This is a genomic window from Streptococcus atopicus, assembly GCF_049166725.1.
Lineage (GTDB): Bacteria > Bacillota > Bacilli > Lactobacillales > Streptococcaceae > Streptococcus > Streptococcus hominis.
In genome coordinates, this window is sequence record NZ_JBMHFC010000014.1 from 30,865 (window position 1) to 48,261 (window position 17,397).

Annotated in this window: 13 protein-coding genes, 1 other RNA gene and 1 pseudogene; 5 read left to right on the forward strand and 10 right to left on the reverse strand. The window is 40.2% G+C overall.

Annotated features, from left to right (window positions below; all coding sequences use genetic code 11):
• Positions 1-106 precede the first annotated feature (106 nt).
• The 6 genes from ACOMA9_RS08980 to ACOMA9_RS09005 all read right to left on the reverse strand — a co-directional run bounded on the left by ACOMA9_RS08980 (position 107) and on the right by ACOMA9_RS09005 (position 6,375).
• Positions 107-1,456, reverse strand: a complete 1,350-nt coding sequence (locus ACOMA9_RS08980; protein WP_151379775.1) for a glucose-6-phosphate isomerase — start codon at positions 1,454-1,456, stop codon at positions 107-109.
• Positions 1,457-1,694: 238 nt separating this feature from the next.
• The gene (locus ACOMA9_RS08985) at positions 1,695-2,942 is read right to left on the reverse strand and encodes an MFS transporter (RefSeq protein ID WP_421425286.1); all 1,248 of its coding nucleotides are present in this window, start codon (positions 2,940-2,942) and stop codon (positions 1,695-1,697) included.
• A gap of 183 nt (positions 2,943-3,125) precedes the next feature.
• Positions 3,126-3,992 carry an Rgg/GadR/MutR family transcriptional regulator gene (locus ACOMA9_RS08990; RefSeq protein ID WP_421425270.1) on the reverse strand — a complete coding sequence of 289 codons (867 nt, stop codon included), beginning with the start codon at positions 3,990-3,992 and terminating at the stop codon, positions 3,126-3,128.
• A 102-nt stretch (positions 3,993-4,094) separates the two neighbouring features.
• Positions 4,095-4,181: signal recognition particle sRNA small type (ffs, locus tag ACOMA9_RS08995), an RNA gene on the reverse strand.
• A 152-nt stretch (positions 4,182-4,333) separates the two neighbouring features.
• Positions 4,334-4,801 (reverse strand): tRNA adenosine(34) deaminase TadA, encoded by a 468-nt coding sequence (gene tadA, locus ACOMA9_RS09000; RefSeq protein ID WP_421425273.1) that lies wholly within the window; start codon positions 4,799-4,801, stop codon positions 4,334-4,336.
• Positions 4,802-5,082: 281 nt separating this feature from the next.
• Positions 5,083-6,375 (reverse strand): adenylosuccinate synthase, encoded by a 1,293-nt coding sequence (locus ACOMA9_RS09005; RefSeq protein WP_151379777.1) that lies wholly within the window; start codon positions 6,373-6,375, stop codon positions 5,083-5,085.
• A gap of 289 nt (positions 6,376-6,664) precedes the next feature.
• On the opposite strand from ACOMA9_RS09005, the gene gshAB reads away from it, so the two are divergent.
• Positions 6,665-8,917 (forward strand): bifunctional glutamate--cysteine ligase GshA/glutathione synthetase GshB, encoded by a 2,253-nt coding sequence (gene gshAB / locus ACOMA9_RS09010; protein WP_151379778.1) that lies wholly within the window; start codon positions 6,665-6,667, stop codon positions 8,915-8,917.
• A gap of 92 nt (positions 8,918-9,009) precedes the next feature.
• Here gshAB and ACOMA9_RS09015 read toward each other — a convergent pair whose 3' ends face one another.
• Positions 9,010-9,567 (reverse strand): GNAT family N-acetyltransferase, encoded by a 558-nt coding sequence (locus tag ACOMA9_RS09015; RefSeq protein WP_151379779.1) that lies wholly within the window; start codon positions 9,565-9,567, stop codon positions 9,010-9,012.
• Positions 9,568-9,689: 122 nt separating this feature from the next.
• Positions 9,690-9,965, reverse strand: a pseudogene (locus ACOMA9_RS09020) (alcohol dehydrogenase); the annotation flags it as partial.
• Between the two features lie 287 nt (positions 9,966-10,252).
• Between ACOMA9_RS09020 and ACOMA9_RS09025 the strand changes: the two are divergent.
• The 4 genes from ACOMA9_RS09025 (at position 10,253) to dusB (ending at position 14,414) form a co-directional block, all read left to right on the forward strand.
• Positions 10,253-11,074 carry a hypothetical protein gene (locus ACOMA9_RS09025; protein WP_330945320.1) on the forward strand — a complete coding sequence of 274 codons (822 nt, stop codon included), beginning with the start codon at positions 10,253-10,255 and terminating at the stop codon, positions 11,072-11,074.
• Between the two features lie 17 nt (positions 11,075-11,091).
• Positions 11,092-12,363 (forward strand): toxic anion resistance protein, encoded by a 1,272-nt coding sequence (locus ACOMA9_RS09030; protein WP_330945319.1) that lies wholly within the window; start codon positions 11,092-11,094, stop codon positions 12,361-12,363.
• A 220-nt stretch (positions 12,364-12,583) separates the two neighbouring features.
• Entirely contained in the window at positions 12,584-13,456 is an 873-nt protein-coding gene (gene hslO / locus ACOMA9_RS09035; protein ID WP_330945318.1) for an Hsp33 family molecular chaperone HslO, read from the forward strand.
• Positions 13,443-14,414, forward strand: coding sequence for a tRNA dihydrouridine synthase DusB (dusB, locus tag ACOMA9_RS09040; protein ID WP_330945317.1), 972 nt, complete (start codon positions 13,443-13,445; stop codon positions 14,412-14,414). Before hslO ends, dusB begins: the two co-directional genes overlap by 14 nt.
• Positions 14,415-14,483: 69 nt before the next feature.
• Here dusB and ACOMA9_RS09045 read toward each other — a convergent pair whose 3' ends face one another.
• Together ACOMA9_RS09045 and ACOMA9_RS09050 are read right to left on the reverse strand one after the other, a co-directional pair.
• Positions 14,484-14,924 (reverse strand): GNAT family N-acetyltransferase, encoded by a 441-nt coding sequence (locus tag ACOMA9_RS09045; protein WP_106083635.1) that lies wholly within the window; start codon positions 14,922-14,924, stop codon positions 14,484-14,486.
• Positions 14,925-14,966: 42 nt separating this feature from the next.
• Complete coding sequence (locus tag ACOMA9_RS09050) at positions 14,967-17,396, reverse strand: ATP-dependent Clp protease ATP-binding subunit (RefSeq protein ID WP_330945316.1); 2,430 nt, start codon at positions 17,394-17,396, stop codon at positions 14,967-14,969.
• Between the last annotated feature and the right edge of the window lies 1 nt (position 17,397).

The following is a 17,397-nucleotide window of genomic DNA, read 5'->3' on the forward strand; positions in this document are numbered from 1 at the left end:
CTTTCTTTCTATCTTTTTCTTCTGTTTTTGTGAAAATTTCACTTAAACTTTGTTTCAAGCATATAAAAAACGACTTCCTTTCAGAAGCCGTTTCATTATTTACACATTACAAACGAGCGTTCAATTCTTTGCTCAATTCTTCAAATCCTGGTTTTCCAAGAAGAGCAAACATATTTTTCTTGTAAGCCTCAACACCCGGTTGATCAAATGGATTAATAGCATTCAAATAACCAGAAATAGCGATAGCAAGCTCAAAGAAGTAAATAGTGTAGCCAAGAGTAAAGGCGTCTTGCTCTGGAAGAGTGACATACATATTTGGCACGTCACCGTCAGTATGAGCTAAAAGTACACCGTCTGTCGCTTTCTTGTTAACAAAGTCAACATCTTTTCCTTGAAGATATCCAAGTCCGTCTAAGTCTTCTGCCAATTCAGGAATCGTCACGTTTTTGCGTGGTTTGTCCACACGGACAACTGTTTCAAACATAATACGCGCACCTTCTTGGATGAATTGCCCAAGAGAGTGAAGGTCTGTTGAGAAATTAGCAGATGTTGGATAAATACCTTTTTGGTCTTTTCCTTCTGACTCACCAGCTAATTGTTTCCACCATTCTGAGAAGTATTGCAGAGAAGGTTCATAGTTAACCAAAATTTCAGTCGCATAGCCTTTGCGATAAAGGATGTTACGAAGAGCAGCGTATTGATAAGCTTCGTTTTCTGCAATCTTGTCTGAAGTGTAATCCTTACGAGCAGCATTGGCACCTTCCATAAGGGCTCTGATGTCAGCACCTGACGCTGCAATTGGTAGAAGTCCTACTGCTGTCAATACAGAGAAACGTCCGCCAATGTCATCTGGCACCACAAATGTTTCCCAACCATTGGCATCTGCTTCCACCTTAACTGCACCTTTTTGGCGGTCAGTTGTCGCATAGATACGTTTGTTAGCTTCAGCTTCACCATATTTTTTAATCAAAAGTTCTTTGAAGACGCGGAAAGCAATAGCAGGTTCTGTCGTTGTCCCTGATTTAGAAATCACATTAACTGAGAAATCTTTATCTGAAACGTATTCTACCAAGTCTGCAAGGTAAGTAGATGAAATAGAATTTCCAGCATAAAGGATTTGTGGAGCTTTACGTTCTTCTTTGGTTTGCAAGTTTGCAAAATGATTGCTCAAGAAATCAATCGCTGCTTTTGCTCCAAGGTATGACCCACCAATCCCAATCACGACCAAAACATCGCTGTCTGATTTGATTTGTTCTGCCGCTTTCAAAATGCGAGCGAATTCTTCTTTGTCATAGTTTTCTGGAAGGTCAAGCCAGCCACGGAAGTCACTTCCTGCACCAGTTCCTTTGCGCAACAGTTCATCTGCCGCAGAAACTTGTGTTTGCATGTAATCTACTTCATGCGGTGCAACAAATTTTCCAAGCACGTTTGAGTAATTAAACTGAATATGTGTCATTATAGTCCTCCAATTTTTCTTCTCTACTATGATACCGCTTTACTACTTTTTTATCAAGCAATTTTCTTGACTAAAACGTTTCCAAATCGTTTTTTTATAATTAACTTTCAAAAATCGCAATCTCATACCGACCTTTAAAGCAATCGTTTGCGTAAATCAAAAAATAATCACCCACAGAATACTTCTAAAATAAAAAATAGAGGAAAATAAATAGTAGCCTAATCTTAGGTTCTAGAGTTTAACTAATGTTTCCTTTTTTGAGTCGATTATTTTGCAGAGACAGCAAAAGTGCCAACAGTGAAAAGACAACAAAAATAAACCAGCACAAGTAGATATTGTAGGCAGAGAGAACTGAAAAGAGGACCGTTCCTAAAGGCAAAGAGAAGGTAAACAACAATCCGAGAAAGTTATTGCTTTGAGCCAAGACATCAGATGGTAGATTTGCCATTAACATAGCATCTAGTTTAGGCGTGGATTTCCCCATTATGTAAGCAGAAAAAGCTAAGATAATAATCCCAATGATTGGTGGTAATCCTACTAAGTTGCTGATGCCAACTAGTCCAAATGAAGAACTATTCATTATGAGCAGAAAGGAAAATGATTTTTTTGAAAAATAATCGTGAGGTGTTAAACTTCCTAAAATAGCGCCAACCAATAAAACCACTTCTACAATTAGGAGAGATTGTGCATAAGTCAGGTGAAAAATGGCATGTTTTAAAAAATAAAAATTGTAAATACTATTAACAGCTCCTCCTATCATATTCAGGGTTAAAATTGCAAGTAACAAGTGAATGAATGAAGCATTTTCGGATTCTTGAAAAATCAACTCCATATTTTGATAAAGCATTTTAAATTGCGTAAAAAGAGAAGTTTTTTCAGGAGTTGCTACCACAGCTTCATGAGTTAATTGACGACGCTTGTGCAAAAGCACTAAAGAAGAAGCTAAAAATGACAGCGCATTAATTATGGCAACTAGTGCAAAATTATTGTCTGAAGTTGCGAGCAACCAGACCCCTACTGTTTGTCCAGTAATGCTGCATAAATAAGTGATAAATTGCGTAAAGGAATAGGCTTCAAATAAATCATCTTTTTCTAAATTCTTTTGCAAAATCGGCATTCTTAACCCACCAGCATAGTCACTTAACATATCTGTTATCACATTCAAAAAACAGATGATTGCAAAAATGAGAAATGTTTTATTAGAAATCAGAAAAGCTACTCCTGTAAATAGAAGTGCCTGAACAAGGCCGATAACAATCATGAAATCGCCTTTTCTATCTGTCCTATCAGCTTGTACTCCTATCCAAAATGTGAAAAGTGTAGGAATAATTGTAATGATATTTGCAATAAACACAGCTGTATTGGCATAAGGCAAACTAGCAGCATAAATCACAAACACAATATTGTATAAATAAGACCCCATTAGGTTAAGCATCCGAGAGAGCGTAATACTTCTATATAATGCATTTGAGAAGAATAATTTCATATCAAGTTCCCTTTCAAACTTTTGTTGCACTAAGTATAACTTGAAAAGCGACTTCCAAAACAAAATTGTCATATATTCAACTCCGTTTTTGAGCAAAAAAAAATAAGGAAAGCAGTCTATTTTTTATTCCATAGACTCATTTCCTCACTTTAAATTTTTTTGCAAAAAAGTTCCGATTGTCATTTATTCACATTCTTTTAACCAATCAGACATATTTTTGGAGTAATAATCAGCACTCTGCTTGCAACCTATGATTTCAAGAGTTGATATAGCATTTTTCATTTTTGTAAGACCTTCATCTTTCTTTCCCAAAATATAATCATGCTGCCCATCTGCAAATAAATAGACAATTCTCAGGTATGCATCATTTTCATCAAAAAATTTTTCTTTGATTTTTTTATCAAAATAAGCAGCTTTTGTTAAACTTTTTTCTGCAATGGATTTAAACAAACCATTTAAAAGAATCGTGTAAATATAGTTTTTGTTTTTCTGTAAATCTCCTAAAAAATCAACCTTTTGAAGCATTTCTCGAACATATCGAAAGTAAAGATCAAGAGGGAGCAAGGCGGCAATATCTGAAAACAAGTGTAATTCATACTCTCCCCAGATTTCAACAGAAAATAAATAATCATATAAAAAATTCAACTCAATCTCTGTTGCTTGAATGGTTTCATCCAAGAAAAACATGTGACCTTTGATAACAATCGCATTTAGGATATACTTTTCTTCCTGTTCAGACTGATATTGATTCATTTCATTGTGGTACATTTCCCACAATGTATTCATATCTTTCTTTTCTTGAGCTTGCCACAGTTTATTTTTTAACAAAGTATAGGAAGTGGGCTGGAAGCCACGTACCAAATAGACAAATTCTTCTAGTTCTGTTCTGATATTCTCTAGACCAATTAACAGTTTTGAAGCCGAAATATCTGAATCTCCATTTTCAAATTTACTAAGCATGGAATAGGAAAATTCTTCTCCTGTTGCGGCTTTAAGAGAGATGTGCCGACCTGTTCGCAGTTCTCTAAAAATTTCACCCATGTAATACATATATCTTTCCTTTACTGAAAAATGATATTGATTCATCACTGAATGTTGTCTTTTGAAAAATCCTTTCAACACACACTTTAGCAATTGTTCCTATTCTTCATACTATAAAAAGAGCACACAATTCACACTCGCTTAGGGCTGCTGGATTCCTCCCCTGACCCGCTTCACGCAGAATTGTTGCTCCGATAAGTATTATACCATAAATTTGTTTTTGTGCCAATCAAGATTTTCTTTTTCTCAAAAAAGAATAGATATTCAGAGCGAAAAATTGCTAATCTACCAATAATAACATTAACTCTGCTACTATCTGGATAAGAGCATAGCCTTCTTAACAAAACGCTTCATTTTTGTCTCCTCTTTCTAAAAAAATCTTGCATCATCTGAGCACATTCTGCTTCCAAAATCCCATTTTCAAGCTCAACTCGGTGATTAAGTCGCTCATCTGTTAGAATATCATAGAGGCTACCGGCAGCACCAAATTTTTGATTTTTTGCTCCGTAAATAACCTGCGGAATGCGAGCTAGACCAATAGCACCGCTACACATGACACAAGGCTCAATAGTGACAAAAAGAGTCGTGTCCAGCAGACGCCAGCTATGCTCATGCTGATTGGCTTTCTCAATTGCCATCACCTCAGCGTGCATGACAGCTCGCTGCAACTCCTCACGCGCATTGTGCCCACGACCGATAATCTTCCCGTCCTTGACAATAACACAACCAATCGGAATTTCATCATTAGCAAGCGCAATCTCTGCTTCTTTCAAGGCTTCTAGCATGAATTCTTCTTTTTCTTCGCGAGTATATTCCATCTTCTCATCTCTTCTTCAGTTCATTTTCACTCTGCTTTCCATTATATCATAAGACAAAGAGAAAGAAAAAAAGCCACTTTACAGTGACTTTCAGGAGATTATTATGAAAAAGTTTAGGATTTCTATCAAATAAAGTTAGGAGGTCTTCATCTGATGATGTTAGTATAAACCCGCTAGCTTAAAATTAACTTAAGAAGAGATGTATTATTTAAAATTTTTTAAATTCTTTGTTTTTTACGCATAAAAAGCGAGCTTGAACTCGCTTCCGACTATAATTTCTATTATAAACTTGACCAAACGCTTTCTAAAATATTAGTTTGTTCACGACCTGGTCCAACAGAGAAAGTAGAGATGCGGACACCGACCAATTCACTGACACGACGGACGTAGTTGCGTGCATTTTCTGGCAACTCTTCTAAACTGCGAACACCTGTAATGTCTTCTGACCAACCTGGTAATTCTTCATAGATTGGTTTGCAGCGTTTGAGTTGCTCTAAACTAGCCGGGTAATGGTCAATACGTTCTCCGTCTAGGTCGTAAGCTACACAGATTTTAACCGTATCCAGTCCCGTCAAAACATCAATTGAATTGAGGGAAAGGTTGGTAATCCCAGATACACGACGACTGTGACGCATAACAACTGAATCAAACCAACCAACACGACGAGGACGCCCTGTGGTCGTTCCATATTCATGTCCGACTTCACGAATGCGGTTGCCTACTTCATCAAACAGTTCTGTAGGAAATGGTCCGTCACCAACACGACTGGTATAGGCTTTGCAAACCCCAACAACCTTGTCAATTTTGCTTGGACCCACACCGGAACCAATCGTCACACCACCTGCAACAGGATTGGAAGAGGTAACAAATGGATAAGTGCCCTGGTCAATATCTAGCATCACTCCCTGCGCTCCTTCAAAAAGGACACGTTTACCTTGATCAAGAGCGTCGTTCAAGATAACCGACGTATCTGTCACGTATTGTTTAATCTGTTGACCATAAGCGTAGTATTCTTCAAAAATATCGTCAAATTGGATAGCTGTGCTGTCGTAGAGTTTTTCAAAGAGACGATTTTTTTCAGCTAAGTTGCGCTCCAAACGTTCTCTGAAAATATCTTTATCCAACAAATCCGCAATGCGGATTCCCACGCGAGCTGCTTTGTCCATATAAGCTGGACCAATCCCCTTGATAGTCGTTCCGATTTTGTGATCGCCTTTAGCTTCTTCTTGCAGACGGTCCAACTCGATATGATAAGGAAGAATCACATGTGCACGATCTGAAATGCGCAGATTATCTGTTGTGACACCTTCGCCATGCAAATAAGCTAATTCATTTACCAAAGATTTTGGATTGACTACCATTCCATTTCCGATGACAGAGATTTTCTCTGGGAAGAAAATACCTGACGGAATCAAGTGCAATTTATACTTTTTACCGTCAATTACAATGGTGTGACCGGCATTGTCTCCGCCTTGATAACGGGCAATAACTTCGGCATTAGCTGAAAGGAAATCTGTAATCTTTCCTTTTCCTTCATCTCCCCACTGGGTTCCTACAACTACAACTGATGTCATAATCTTGTCTGAGCTAAGCGCTCGTCCTTTCTTGTCTACATGGCAGGAGTTTCACCTGCAATTATGTCTTACACTCTATTATAAGAAAAATTCCTTCTTTTTTCAAGATAAGACTATCGCAGTTGTTTGCAAATGACGAAGTTTGAGGCCCCCTCTTTTGAAAAATTCTTATCCTATCTAAAATAGAATCGTTTTCTTTTAAAAAAGGTTCGGAAAACGTAGTAGAAATTTGTTTTCTGAGCATTTTTATAATAGACTAAAAGTATTAGAAAACAAACAGGTATTTCCCATGAACATCAATCACTTATTCGAAAAATTAGCAGCAGATGCACCTATTTTACAAGCTACTTTCGGGTTGGAAAGGGAGGGCTTGCGCGTCAATCAAGATGGAAAATTAGCGCAAACTCCTCATCCTCAAGCATTTGGAAGCCGTAATTTTCACCCGACGATTCAGACCGATTTTAGTGAGCAGCAATTAGAACTCATCACCCCGACTGCAACTTCTACAAAGGAAGCAATGCGTTTTCTTGCTGCAATTACCGATGTAGCTGGACGTACCATTTCCAAAAGCGAAGCAATCTGGCCGCTCTCTATGCCTCCAAAATTGTCACCAGCAGAAATTCAAATCGCTCATTTAGAAAATGACTTTGAACGGCATTATCGAGAAAGTTTAGCAAAAAAATATGGAAAAACGCTACAAGCTATCTCAGGCATTCACTACAACATGGAATTAGGACCAGACTTGATTCAAGCCCTTTTCAAGGTCAGTGATTACCAAAATATTCGGCTTTTTAAAAATGACCTCTATCTTAAATTGGCTCGAAACTTTTTACGGTTCCGCTGGTTTCTGACTTATTTATACGGGGCAGCACCAATTGCTGAAGAAGGGGTTTTAGCGAGAAAGATTTCTCAGCCTGTACGCTCTATCCGCAACAGTGATTTGGGATATGTAAATGATAAAAAGATTCACATTTCCTATGCTTCACTAGAGTCTTATGTGAGCGATATAGAGAAATACGTGGCACAAGGCGATTTAATTGCCGAGAAAGAATGCTACACACCCGTCCGCTTCCGTGGGCAAAAAGAAAATCGGCATTACTTGGAAAAAGGCATTACCTATTTGGAATTCCGCTGCTTTGACCTCAATCCTTTTGAGGTGCTGGGAATCAGCCAAGAGACCATGGACACAGTTCATCTCTTTTTGCTTGCCTTGCTCTGGCTAGATGATATAGCAAACCCTGATGAGATCCTAGAGCAAGCTCATGCTCTAAATGAAAAAATAGCTCTCAGCCACCCTCTGACTCCTTTGCCTGTTGAAGCTGACAGCGATTTGCTCCTTGAAGCCATGCAAGCTGTCATCCACCAGTTCGGATTAAGCTCCTATTATCAAGACCTGCTTCATCATGTGAAAGATGCAGTTGCTAATCCCAGTCTGACCCTTTCTGCCCAGCTCTTGCCTGATATTTACAACCAATCCTTAGAAGCCTTTGGTTTGGAAAAAGCTAAAGAATATCACCACTACGCCTGGACTGCTCCATACGCTCTGAAAGGCTACGAGGAAATGGAGCTCTCTACCCAGATGCTGCTCTTTGATGCGATTCAAAAAGGGTTGCAGGTCGAAATATTGGACGAAAGTGACCAGTTTTTAAAACTTCAACATAAAGATCACATCGAGTATGTCAAAAATGGCAATATGACCTCAAAGGACAACTATATCGTGCCTCTTGCGATGGCAAATAAGACGGTGACTAAGAAAATTTTATCTGCTGCTGGTTTTCCCGTTCCTGCTGGAGCTGAATTCTCCACTCTGGAAGAAGGGCTAGCTTACTATCCCCTTATCAAAAATATGCCAATTGTTGTCAAACCCAAATCCACCAACTTCGGGTTAGGAATTTCTATTTTTCAGGAACCAGCCAACAGAAACAGTTACCAAAAAGCATTGGAAATTGCCTTTTCAGAGGACAGCTCTGTCCTTGTCGAAGAATTTATCGCAGGAACCGAGTACCGTTTCTTTGTCCTAGACGGCAAATGTGAGGCGGTGCTTCTGCGCTTAGCAGCCAACGTTGTAGGAGACAGTCAGCACACCATTCGAGAACTGGTAGCTTTTAAAAATACCAATCCCCTACGAGGGCGCTACCATCGCTCTCCACTGGAAATGATTGAGCTTGGTGAGATTGAGCTGCTCATGCTAACCCAGCAAGGTTATAAAGCAGATGATGTCCTACCGCAAGGAATTCAAGTTTTTCTCCGCCGTAATTCTAATATTTCCACTGGTGGAGACTCAGTAGATGTGACTGAAACCATGCACACCTCCTATAAGGAACTGGCAGCAGATATGGCAACAGCTATGGGGGCTTGGGTCTGTGGCGTGGATTTAATTATCCCAGATAGCACACTTCCAGCCAGCAAAAACAATCCTAACTGTACCTGCATTGAGCTCAATTTCAATCCTTCTATGTATATGCACACTTATTGTGCAGAAGGTCCCGGTCAAAGCATTACACCTAAAATATTGGCTAAACTTTTCCCAGAAATCCATTAAACACTAGATACACTGTAAAACGAGCCGAAAACAACAGCTCGTTTTTTAGGTAGATCAACGAAAAATAGAAATATTCGATAGTGATTCTTAGTTTATTCCCAGTCCCTGCCATGTCCATGCTTGATTTCAAATTCAAAATAACCATCTTCTTGAATCTTTTTGAAAATGTCCCGATAGGCTTTTTCATCAAAAAACGGTCCTTTATAAAGAATTTCAAAACTTAAACCGTCGTATTCTAAGTAGGCGTGCGAAGAGCGAAAACCATTTCTCTTGTAGAAATCCATTCGAGCTTTTCGTTGTTCTAGATTATCACAAGGCTCATCCAGCCGTTCTACTTCTAAAACCATGGTTCTTTGATAAAAATCCACCAACTTATCAATAATCTTCCCGCCATAACCATGACTACGCAAATGAGGCATAATCGCAAAAAAACTGATATAAAAGGCTTTGTCATTGTAGACTGAAAAGGCAAAACCGACAAATTCATTGCCATCATAAAAGGCAAAAAAATGAGAATATTCCCCATCTCCATAGCGTAGCAACTCGGATAGCGGTGCACGCTCCTCCTCAGGAAAGGCTTCTGTATTGAGTTGTTCTACTTTTTCTAAATCCGGAAATTCAGCTGTAACAATCTGACTAGTTAAAGACATGATTTTCTCCCCTTTTAACTGCTTTTCTTTTATTTTATCAAAAATGAAGGTATTTGAGAACTATTGGACTAACATTCACAACCATAAAAGAGGTCGGATTCTACCAACCTCTTTCGGAGTTCTTAATTCATCACAATCATCGCTTTAATTGTTTTTCTGTCAGCCATATCTTTGTAGGCTTGGTCAATGTTTTCCAATTTGTAAGATTGAGTGAAAACTTTACCAGGATTGATTTGACCGTCTAGAACTGCTTTTAGCAAGATTTCTTTGTCATAAGTTGTACAAGAAGCTGGTTCACCAGCCATTGCCAAGTTGACCATCCAGTAGTCACCGATATTGATGTCTCCTGTATGTGGCACACCGACGCGTCCGACAACAGCACCGGGGCGAGCAACCTCTCTTACCTCCATTTTTCCTGGTTCTACAAAAACTGCTGCTTTCATCTTATTGCTCCTTTCTCTATTAAAAAGATGATATTCCACATTCATCAAAAAGGTAAAATATTTACACTTTTATTATATACCTTGGAGTTCACTCTAAGTCAAGAAATTTTTGAAAAATCTGATCATTCCATGATTATTTTCAGCCAAACTTTTTATTAAAAATATCGTTCAGTTCCGTCTTTGATGCTTTTTTATGCTAAAATAGACTTAGAAATTTCAGAAGAAACGGGATTAGATAATTTATGTCCAGAAGAGATTATAGAAATGTACGTTCTAGAAGATGGATTGGTATATTGCTTATTTTTATCGCAGTTGGTATTATTATGCAGTACCTCATCCCGATCCTCTTTGCTGTCGGTGTAAGCTGCGGAATTTACTACTATGCAACAACCCATCAGCCGAAAAAAATCACAGGACCTAGCGCCAGTCAGCAAATCGAAGATTTGAAAGAGGAAATCGGTGCCGCAGATAGTCGAATCAAACAATTAGATGCTTATCTAGAAGAAAAGGCTTATGAAAAATACCAACAGTTGGCTGAACAGCTCTTGCCTCAATTAAGCTATATTCAAGGACGGGCTGATACTTTGAAAAAACATATCTCACCTGAGATTTACCAGCGGATTCAACGGAAAGTGCAAGACGTAACAGCAGACATTCATGCTCAACTTTACAACCTCCGCACGCAAAATGCTGAGAGTACAAAGTCAAGCCTTGAAGAATTAGCACCAGAATTGCTCGAAACCATTCACAATATCCAAACCGACCATGAAGCTATTCTCAAGAAAATTTCTCAATCAGAAAGCAACAACAAGGAAGAATTAACTGCTATTCATCAATCTCAAATGGAGCATTATGAGGATATTTTGGAAGGCTACCTAAAAATCAAGGCTTCCCCGAAAGATTTTTACAATGCTGAGGAACGGCTCTCCAGTGCCAAAGCGGCTATTGAGCAGTTTGATTTAGACTTGGACGAAACACTCCGTCAGCTCAACGAAGCTGACCTGCGAGATTTTGACATCAGCTTGCGGATTTTAACTAAAAAAGAAACGAACACAGAACTATAACATCAAAAGGAGACCTTATGAGCCAAGAATTTAACTTCGACATTGACAAAATCGCTAACAATGCCATTACGAAAACGGATAAAACCACCGAAATCATTGAATCAACCAAAACTCAAGCAAATGGGCAGTTAACTTTTTTGGAGAAATTAACTCCTGAACAACAAAATGCTATCATGGCAAAAGCCCCACAGTTGGTAGATAACTTTATTTCTGACCAGAATGCTCTTTTAGATTTTGGACAAGCCGCGGTCGAAGATGTTAATAACACTGTCAACCGTATTTTAGCCGAGCAAAAGAAACTTCAAATCCCACAAGTCGATGAATTGCTAAAAAACACTAATAAAGAGTTAAATGGTTTTGTTGCTAAGTACAAGGATGCTCAAATTGCAGAACTAGATAAAAAGCCAAATTTCTTAGAAAAACTTTTTAAACAAAGTAAGAATACCTTGCAAGAGTTCTATTTTGATTCACAAAATATCGAGCAAAAAATGGACGGAATGGCTGCTACTGTCGTCAAGCAAGAAGATGTACTCGCACGCAATATCGTTTCTGCTGAGATGTTGATTGAAGACAATACCAAATCCATTGAAAATCTAGTCGGTGTCATTTCCTTTATTGAAGCCAGTCAAAGAGAAGCCAGTGCGCGTGCCTTGACTCTTCAAAATGAAGTGGCACAATTAGATACCGCCACTCTAGATTACCAAACCAAATCACAAGAATTGGCTCGCTTAACCGAAGTTGTCAATACATTGGAACAGCAACACACTGAATACATCAGCCGTCTGTATGTTGCTTGGGCCACTACCCCGCAAATGCGTAATCTCGTGAAGGTATCTTCTGATATGCGCCAAAAGCTCGGCATGCTTCGTCGCAATACCATTCCGACCATGAAGCTCTCTATTGCTCAACTAGGCATTTTGCAACAATCAATGAAATCTGGTCAGGTAGCGGACGCCATTTCTAATGCCAACAATGCAGCGCTTCAAATGCTGGCTGAAACCAGCAAAGAAGTCATTCCACAAATGGAGAGAATCTCGCAAAATCCAACAATTGCTGTCGAATCTGTTACTAAGTTGGCTGAAAGCTTAGTCGCTCAAAACCAAGGTATTATCGAAGCCATTGACAAAGGACGGGAAAAACGCGCTCTCCTTGAAGCGACCGTTATCCAATCCGCTGAAACCATTAACGACTCTGTTAAACTACGCGACCAAAAGATTATCCAAGCTTTGCTAGATCAGGGAAAAGAAACTCAAAAAGAAGTGGATGAACGGACTACAAACGAAAACTAATGGACTGGAACAAGAGTTTAGGACAAAAGTTTCCTAAATTCTTATAATATACTATTTTTTCACCGAAACGAAATAGGTGCTTGGTTGTTGTCATTCCTTGCTATGCAAAGAATGACAACAACCTCGTCAACTATGCGGGGTGGGACAACAAAATCAATTTCTTACGAAATACCGATTTTTGTCCCGCTCCCTTTTCTTTTTTTATGTTACAATAAAAGGTATGGACAAGATTATTAAAACTATTTCAGAAAACGGAGCTTTCCGAGCTTATGTACTGGACAGTACTGAAACCGTTCGGACAGCTCAAGAAAAACATCACACTCAGGCCAGCTCAACTGTAGCACTAGGTCGCACGCTCATTGCCAGTCAAATCCTTGCCGCAAACGAAAAAGGAGATACAAAAATCACCGTCAAAGTGCTAGGGACAAGCTCTCTCGGTGCTATTATCACCGTTGCAGATACAAAAGGTACTGTCAAAGGTTATGTGCAAAATCCCGGCGTAGACATTAAAAAAACCGCGACTGGCGAAGTGCTGGTCGGACCATTCGTTGGAAATGGCGAATTCCTCGTCATTACAGACTATGGAACTGGAAATCCTTATCATTCTATGACTCCGCTTGTATCCGGTGAAATTGGCGAAGATTTAGCATTCTATCTAACAGAAAGCCAGCAAACTCCGTCAGCCGTCGGGTTAAATGTTCTACTAGATGCCAATGACAAGGTCAAGGTTGCTGGTGGTTTCCTCTTGCAAGTCCTTCCAGGTGCCAAAGAAGAAGAAATCGCCCGCTTTGAAAAACGAATCCAAGAAATGCCTGCTATTTCAATACTTTTGGAATCCGAAGACCATATTGAAGCCCTGCTTTCAGCTATCTACGGCAACGAACCTTACAAACGATTGTCAGAAGAAGAAGTTCGCTTCCAATGCGATTGCAGCAAAGAGCGTTTCCTAAATGCTCTCTCAAGCCTACCTAAGTCAGACCTTGAAGAAATGCGAGACGAAGACCACGGAGCTGAAATCACTTGCCAATTCTGCCAAAGCACGTATCATTTTGACGAGAAAGACTTGGAGGAACTCATTCGTGACAAATCTTAATACCTCTTTTTTGATTGGTGATGTAAAAATTCCCAACCGGACTGTTCTTGCTCCCATGGCAGGCGTCACCAATTCAGCTTTTCGGACGATTGCAAAAGAGCTGGGTGCAGGTCTTGTCGTCATGGAAATGGTCTCAGACAAGGGCATTCAGTACAACAACGAAAAGACACTTCACATGCTGCATATTGATGAAGGAGAACATCCCGTTTCCATTCAGTTGTTTGGGAGTGACGAAGATAGTTTGGCGCGCGCTGCCGAATTTATCCAAGAAAATACCCAAACAGATATTGTGGATATCAACATGGGCTGTCCCGTCAATAAAATTGTCAAAAACGAAGCTGGTGCAAAATGGCTCAAGGATCCAGACAAGATTTATTCTATTATCAGCAAGGTTCGGTCTGTTCTCAATATTCCGTTGACTGTGAAAATGCGCACTGGTTGGTCGGACGCCTCACTAGCTGTGGAAAATGCCTTAGCTGCGGAAAGTGCCGGTGCAGCAGCTCTTGCTATGCACGGACGCACACGCGAACAAATGTATACCGGTCACGCCGATCTTGAAACCCTCCACAGTGTTGCGCAAGCCTTAACCAAGATTCCTTTCATTGCCAATGGCGATATTCGCACCGTTCAAGATGCAAAACAACGTATAGAAGAAGTCGGTGCAGATGCAGTCATGATTGGACGTGCTGCCATGGGCAATCCTTACCTCTTCCAACAAATCAACCATTATTTTGAAACGGGAGAAATCTTACCCGACCTCAGCTTTGAGGATAAAATGCACATTGCTTACGATCATTTGAAGCGCTTGATTGACCTTAAAGGAGAACATATCGCCGTTCGAGAATTTCGCGGTTTAGCTCCTCATTACCTCCGCGGAACAGCTGGTGCTGCCAAACTCCGCGGTGCTATTTCCCAAGCCAACAGTCTTGCAGAAATTGAAGAGTTGCTGCAAATTTAAACATCAAAAAACACCAATCATCTGGAAACTTATTTCCAAATGGTTGGTGCTTTTTATTAGTCATTTCTACTAGGTATCTATCCGAGTCATTTCAGTCCTTGCTTGATTGCGGTAAATGAGATCTTCTCGAACAGAGAATCCTAATTTCTCCCAAAACTTGTTTCCTTCTGTATTCCTTTTGAATACGACCAAAGCGACCTTGTGAATTTTTAACTCATCTAAGACAGTTAACACCGTTTCAATCAACTGTCTTGCAATCCCTCTCCTGCGGTAGTTCGGATGAACTGCTGTATGGTAGATATAGGCTCTTCGACCGTCCGAACCAACTAAAATCGCTCCGATAATCGTTTGATTTTCTACTGCCACCAGACAAGTTTGAGGATTTCTCTGCAAAAACCGAGCAATTCCCTCTTTTGAATCATCTAAATCATTCAATCCCATGCCTGCACACGACAACCACAGTTGATAAACCTGATCATAATCCGTTTCTGTCATTTCACGAATGTTCATCTTTTAAGTCCTTATCTATCCCTGAACGTTTCAAGGAAAAACTCATAGCACTTCAAACTTCAGCTGCCCTGCTTTGACACCGACTTTCAAACGTTGTCCCGTCTGTAACTCACCAGCTAAAAGAAATTCGGATAAACGATCTTCTACCTGAGTTTGTAGAGTTCTGCGAAGTGGCCTTGCTCCCATTTCAGGATCGTAACCTTTTTTAGCTAGAAGTTTCAAAGCACTCGGTTGGAATTTAAGCTCAATTCCTTTTTCAGCAAGACTGACAATGAGTGGTTTCACCATAATTTTTACCACTTCTTGCATGTCTTCGCTAGTCAAACTATGAAAAACAACCTTTTCATCAATTCGGTTGATAAATTCCGGACGATAACTTTTCTTGAGCTCTTCCATCATCCGTTTTTCCATGCTTTCATGGTCAAAGCGGGCATCACGCGCTCCAAAACCGACCGTCTTATCATCCCGCAAACTTGTCGCACCAAGATTGCTGGTCATAATGATAATGGTGTTGGAAAAATCCACCTTGCGTCCCTTGCTATCGGTCAGAACACCATCATCTAAGACTTGGAGAAGCACATTGAAAATATCAGGATGAGCTTTTTCCACCTCGTCAAAAAGGAGCACAGAGTATGGACGATTGCGAACTTTTTCAGTCAATTCGCCCCCTTCTTCATAACCGACATAACCTGGAGGCGCTCCATTGAGACGACTCGCCGCAAATTTCTCCATGTACTCACTCATATCAAAGCGAATCAGCGCTGTTTCATCATCAAAGAGAACTTCCGCTAAAGCCTTAGCCAGCTCAGTTTTTCCAACCCCGGTTGGGCCCAAGAACATAAAGGAGCCAATTGGACGTTTGCTGGTGCGGATGCCAGATTGATTGCGCCGAATCGCTCGACTGATAGCAGAAATTGCTTCATTTTGCCCAATGACCCGTTTGTGCAGTTCCTTTTCTAAATGGAGGTATTTCTTCGCATCTGTTTGCGTCAACTTTTGCACAGGAATGCCCGATAAACCGCTGAGTGTTGCCAAAATATCCTCGTCTTTAACCTTTAGTTTGTAGACAATTGGCTGACTTTCTTTCTCCAACAAAGCGCCAACCTTTTTCCAATCGCCTGCCATTAAAGCCTCATCTGCTGCACTCAATTCTGCTTTTACATGATTTTGCGGACCTTTATTTTGTACCGTTGCAGCAGCTTCATCTAGCAAATCAATCGCCGAATCAGGTAGATGTTTGCTTGTTAGATAACGATGAGCATACTTAACAGCTGTTTCAATCGCTGAATCTGTAATCACCACCTTGTGGTGTTCTTCATAGCTTTTCTTGAGTCCCTGTAAAATCGCAATACTATCAGCTACTGTCGGCTCTTCAATAGTAACCTTGGCAAATCGCCGTGAAAGAGCTGCGTCCTTTTCAATATATTTCTGGTACTCTTCTTGTGTCGTTGCGCCGACCGTTCTAAGTGTTCCTCTGGCCAAAGCTGGCTTGAGAATGTTCGCTGCATCCAACGTCGAGTCAATCCCGCTACCAGAACCCATAATGGTATGAAGCTCATCAATGAAGAGAATCACATGCCCGTCTGTTTCAATATCATTGATAATATTGTTCATTCGCTCTTCAAAATCGCCGCGAAAACGAGTCCCAGCTACCACATTCATCAAATCCAGCTCCAGAACTCTCATCTTTGCAAGCTCATTTGGCACCTGACCAGCAGCCACACGCTGTGCCAAACCAAGGGCCAATGCTGTCTTCCCAACTCCTGCATCTCCTACCAAAACTGGATTGTTTTTCGTCTTGCGACTTAAAATCTGAAGCATACGCGAAATTTCTTCATCACGCCCAACGACCGGTTCTAAAAGACCAGCACGAGCCATTTCGGTTAAATCACGGGTATAGTCTTCTAGCCCGCCGCTGGTAGAAGGATGCATACCCATCATATTGGCCATCGTTTGTTTTGCTGCGGCAGTATTTTTATTTAAGTGGCGAATAGCCTTTATATCTTCTTTACCCCAGCTAGCCTTATGCTCTAAGTTTTTCCGAAGATCGGTCATGCGCAAAACGCCTTCTTTATCCTCATAGCTAAAGCCTGTAAATTCAAGGAGACGTGCCGCCAAACTTCCTCTGTCAAACAGCATAGCTAACAACACATGCTCTGTCCCAAGATTCTTAGCATGCACAGACTCCGCAATTCGCTCAGCTGTCAAAAACAACACTTTCATACGATGAGAAAATGGCCAAATGGTAAAGCTTCCCTCTTGTTGATAAATCTTTCCTGTGATATGAAAGGCTGCTTTCTCAAAATCATCAATTTCAAGCGGATAATCATTTAAAACAGAACCCGCAACACTATAAGGATTATTCGCCATGGCAATCAACAAATGCCAAGACTCCAAATAATCTGTTTCAAAATGGCTTGCTAGCAGCTGCGCCGACTCAATACTTTCTGTCAAAGCTTTTGAATATTTCATA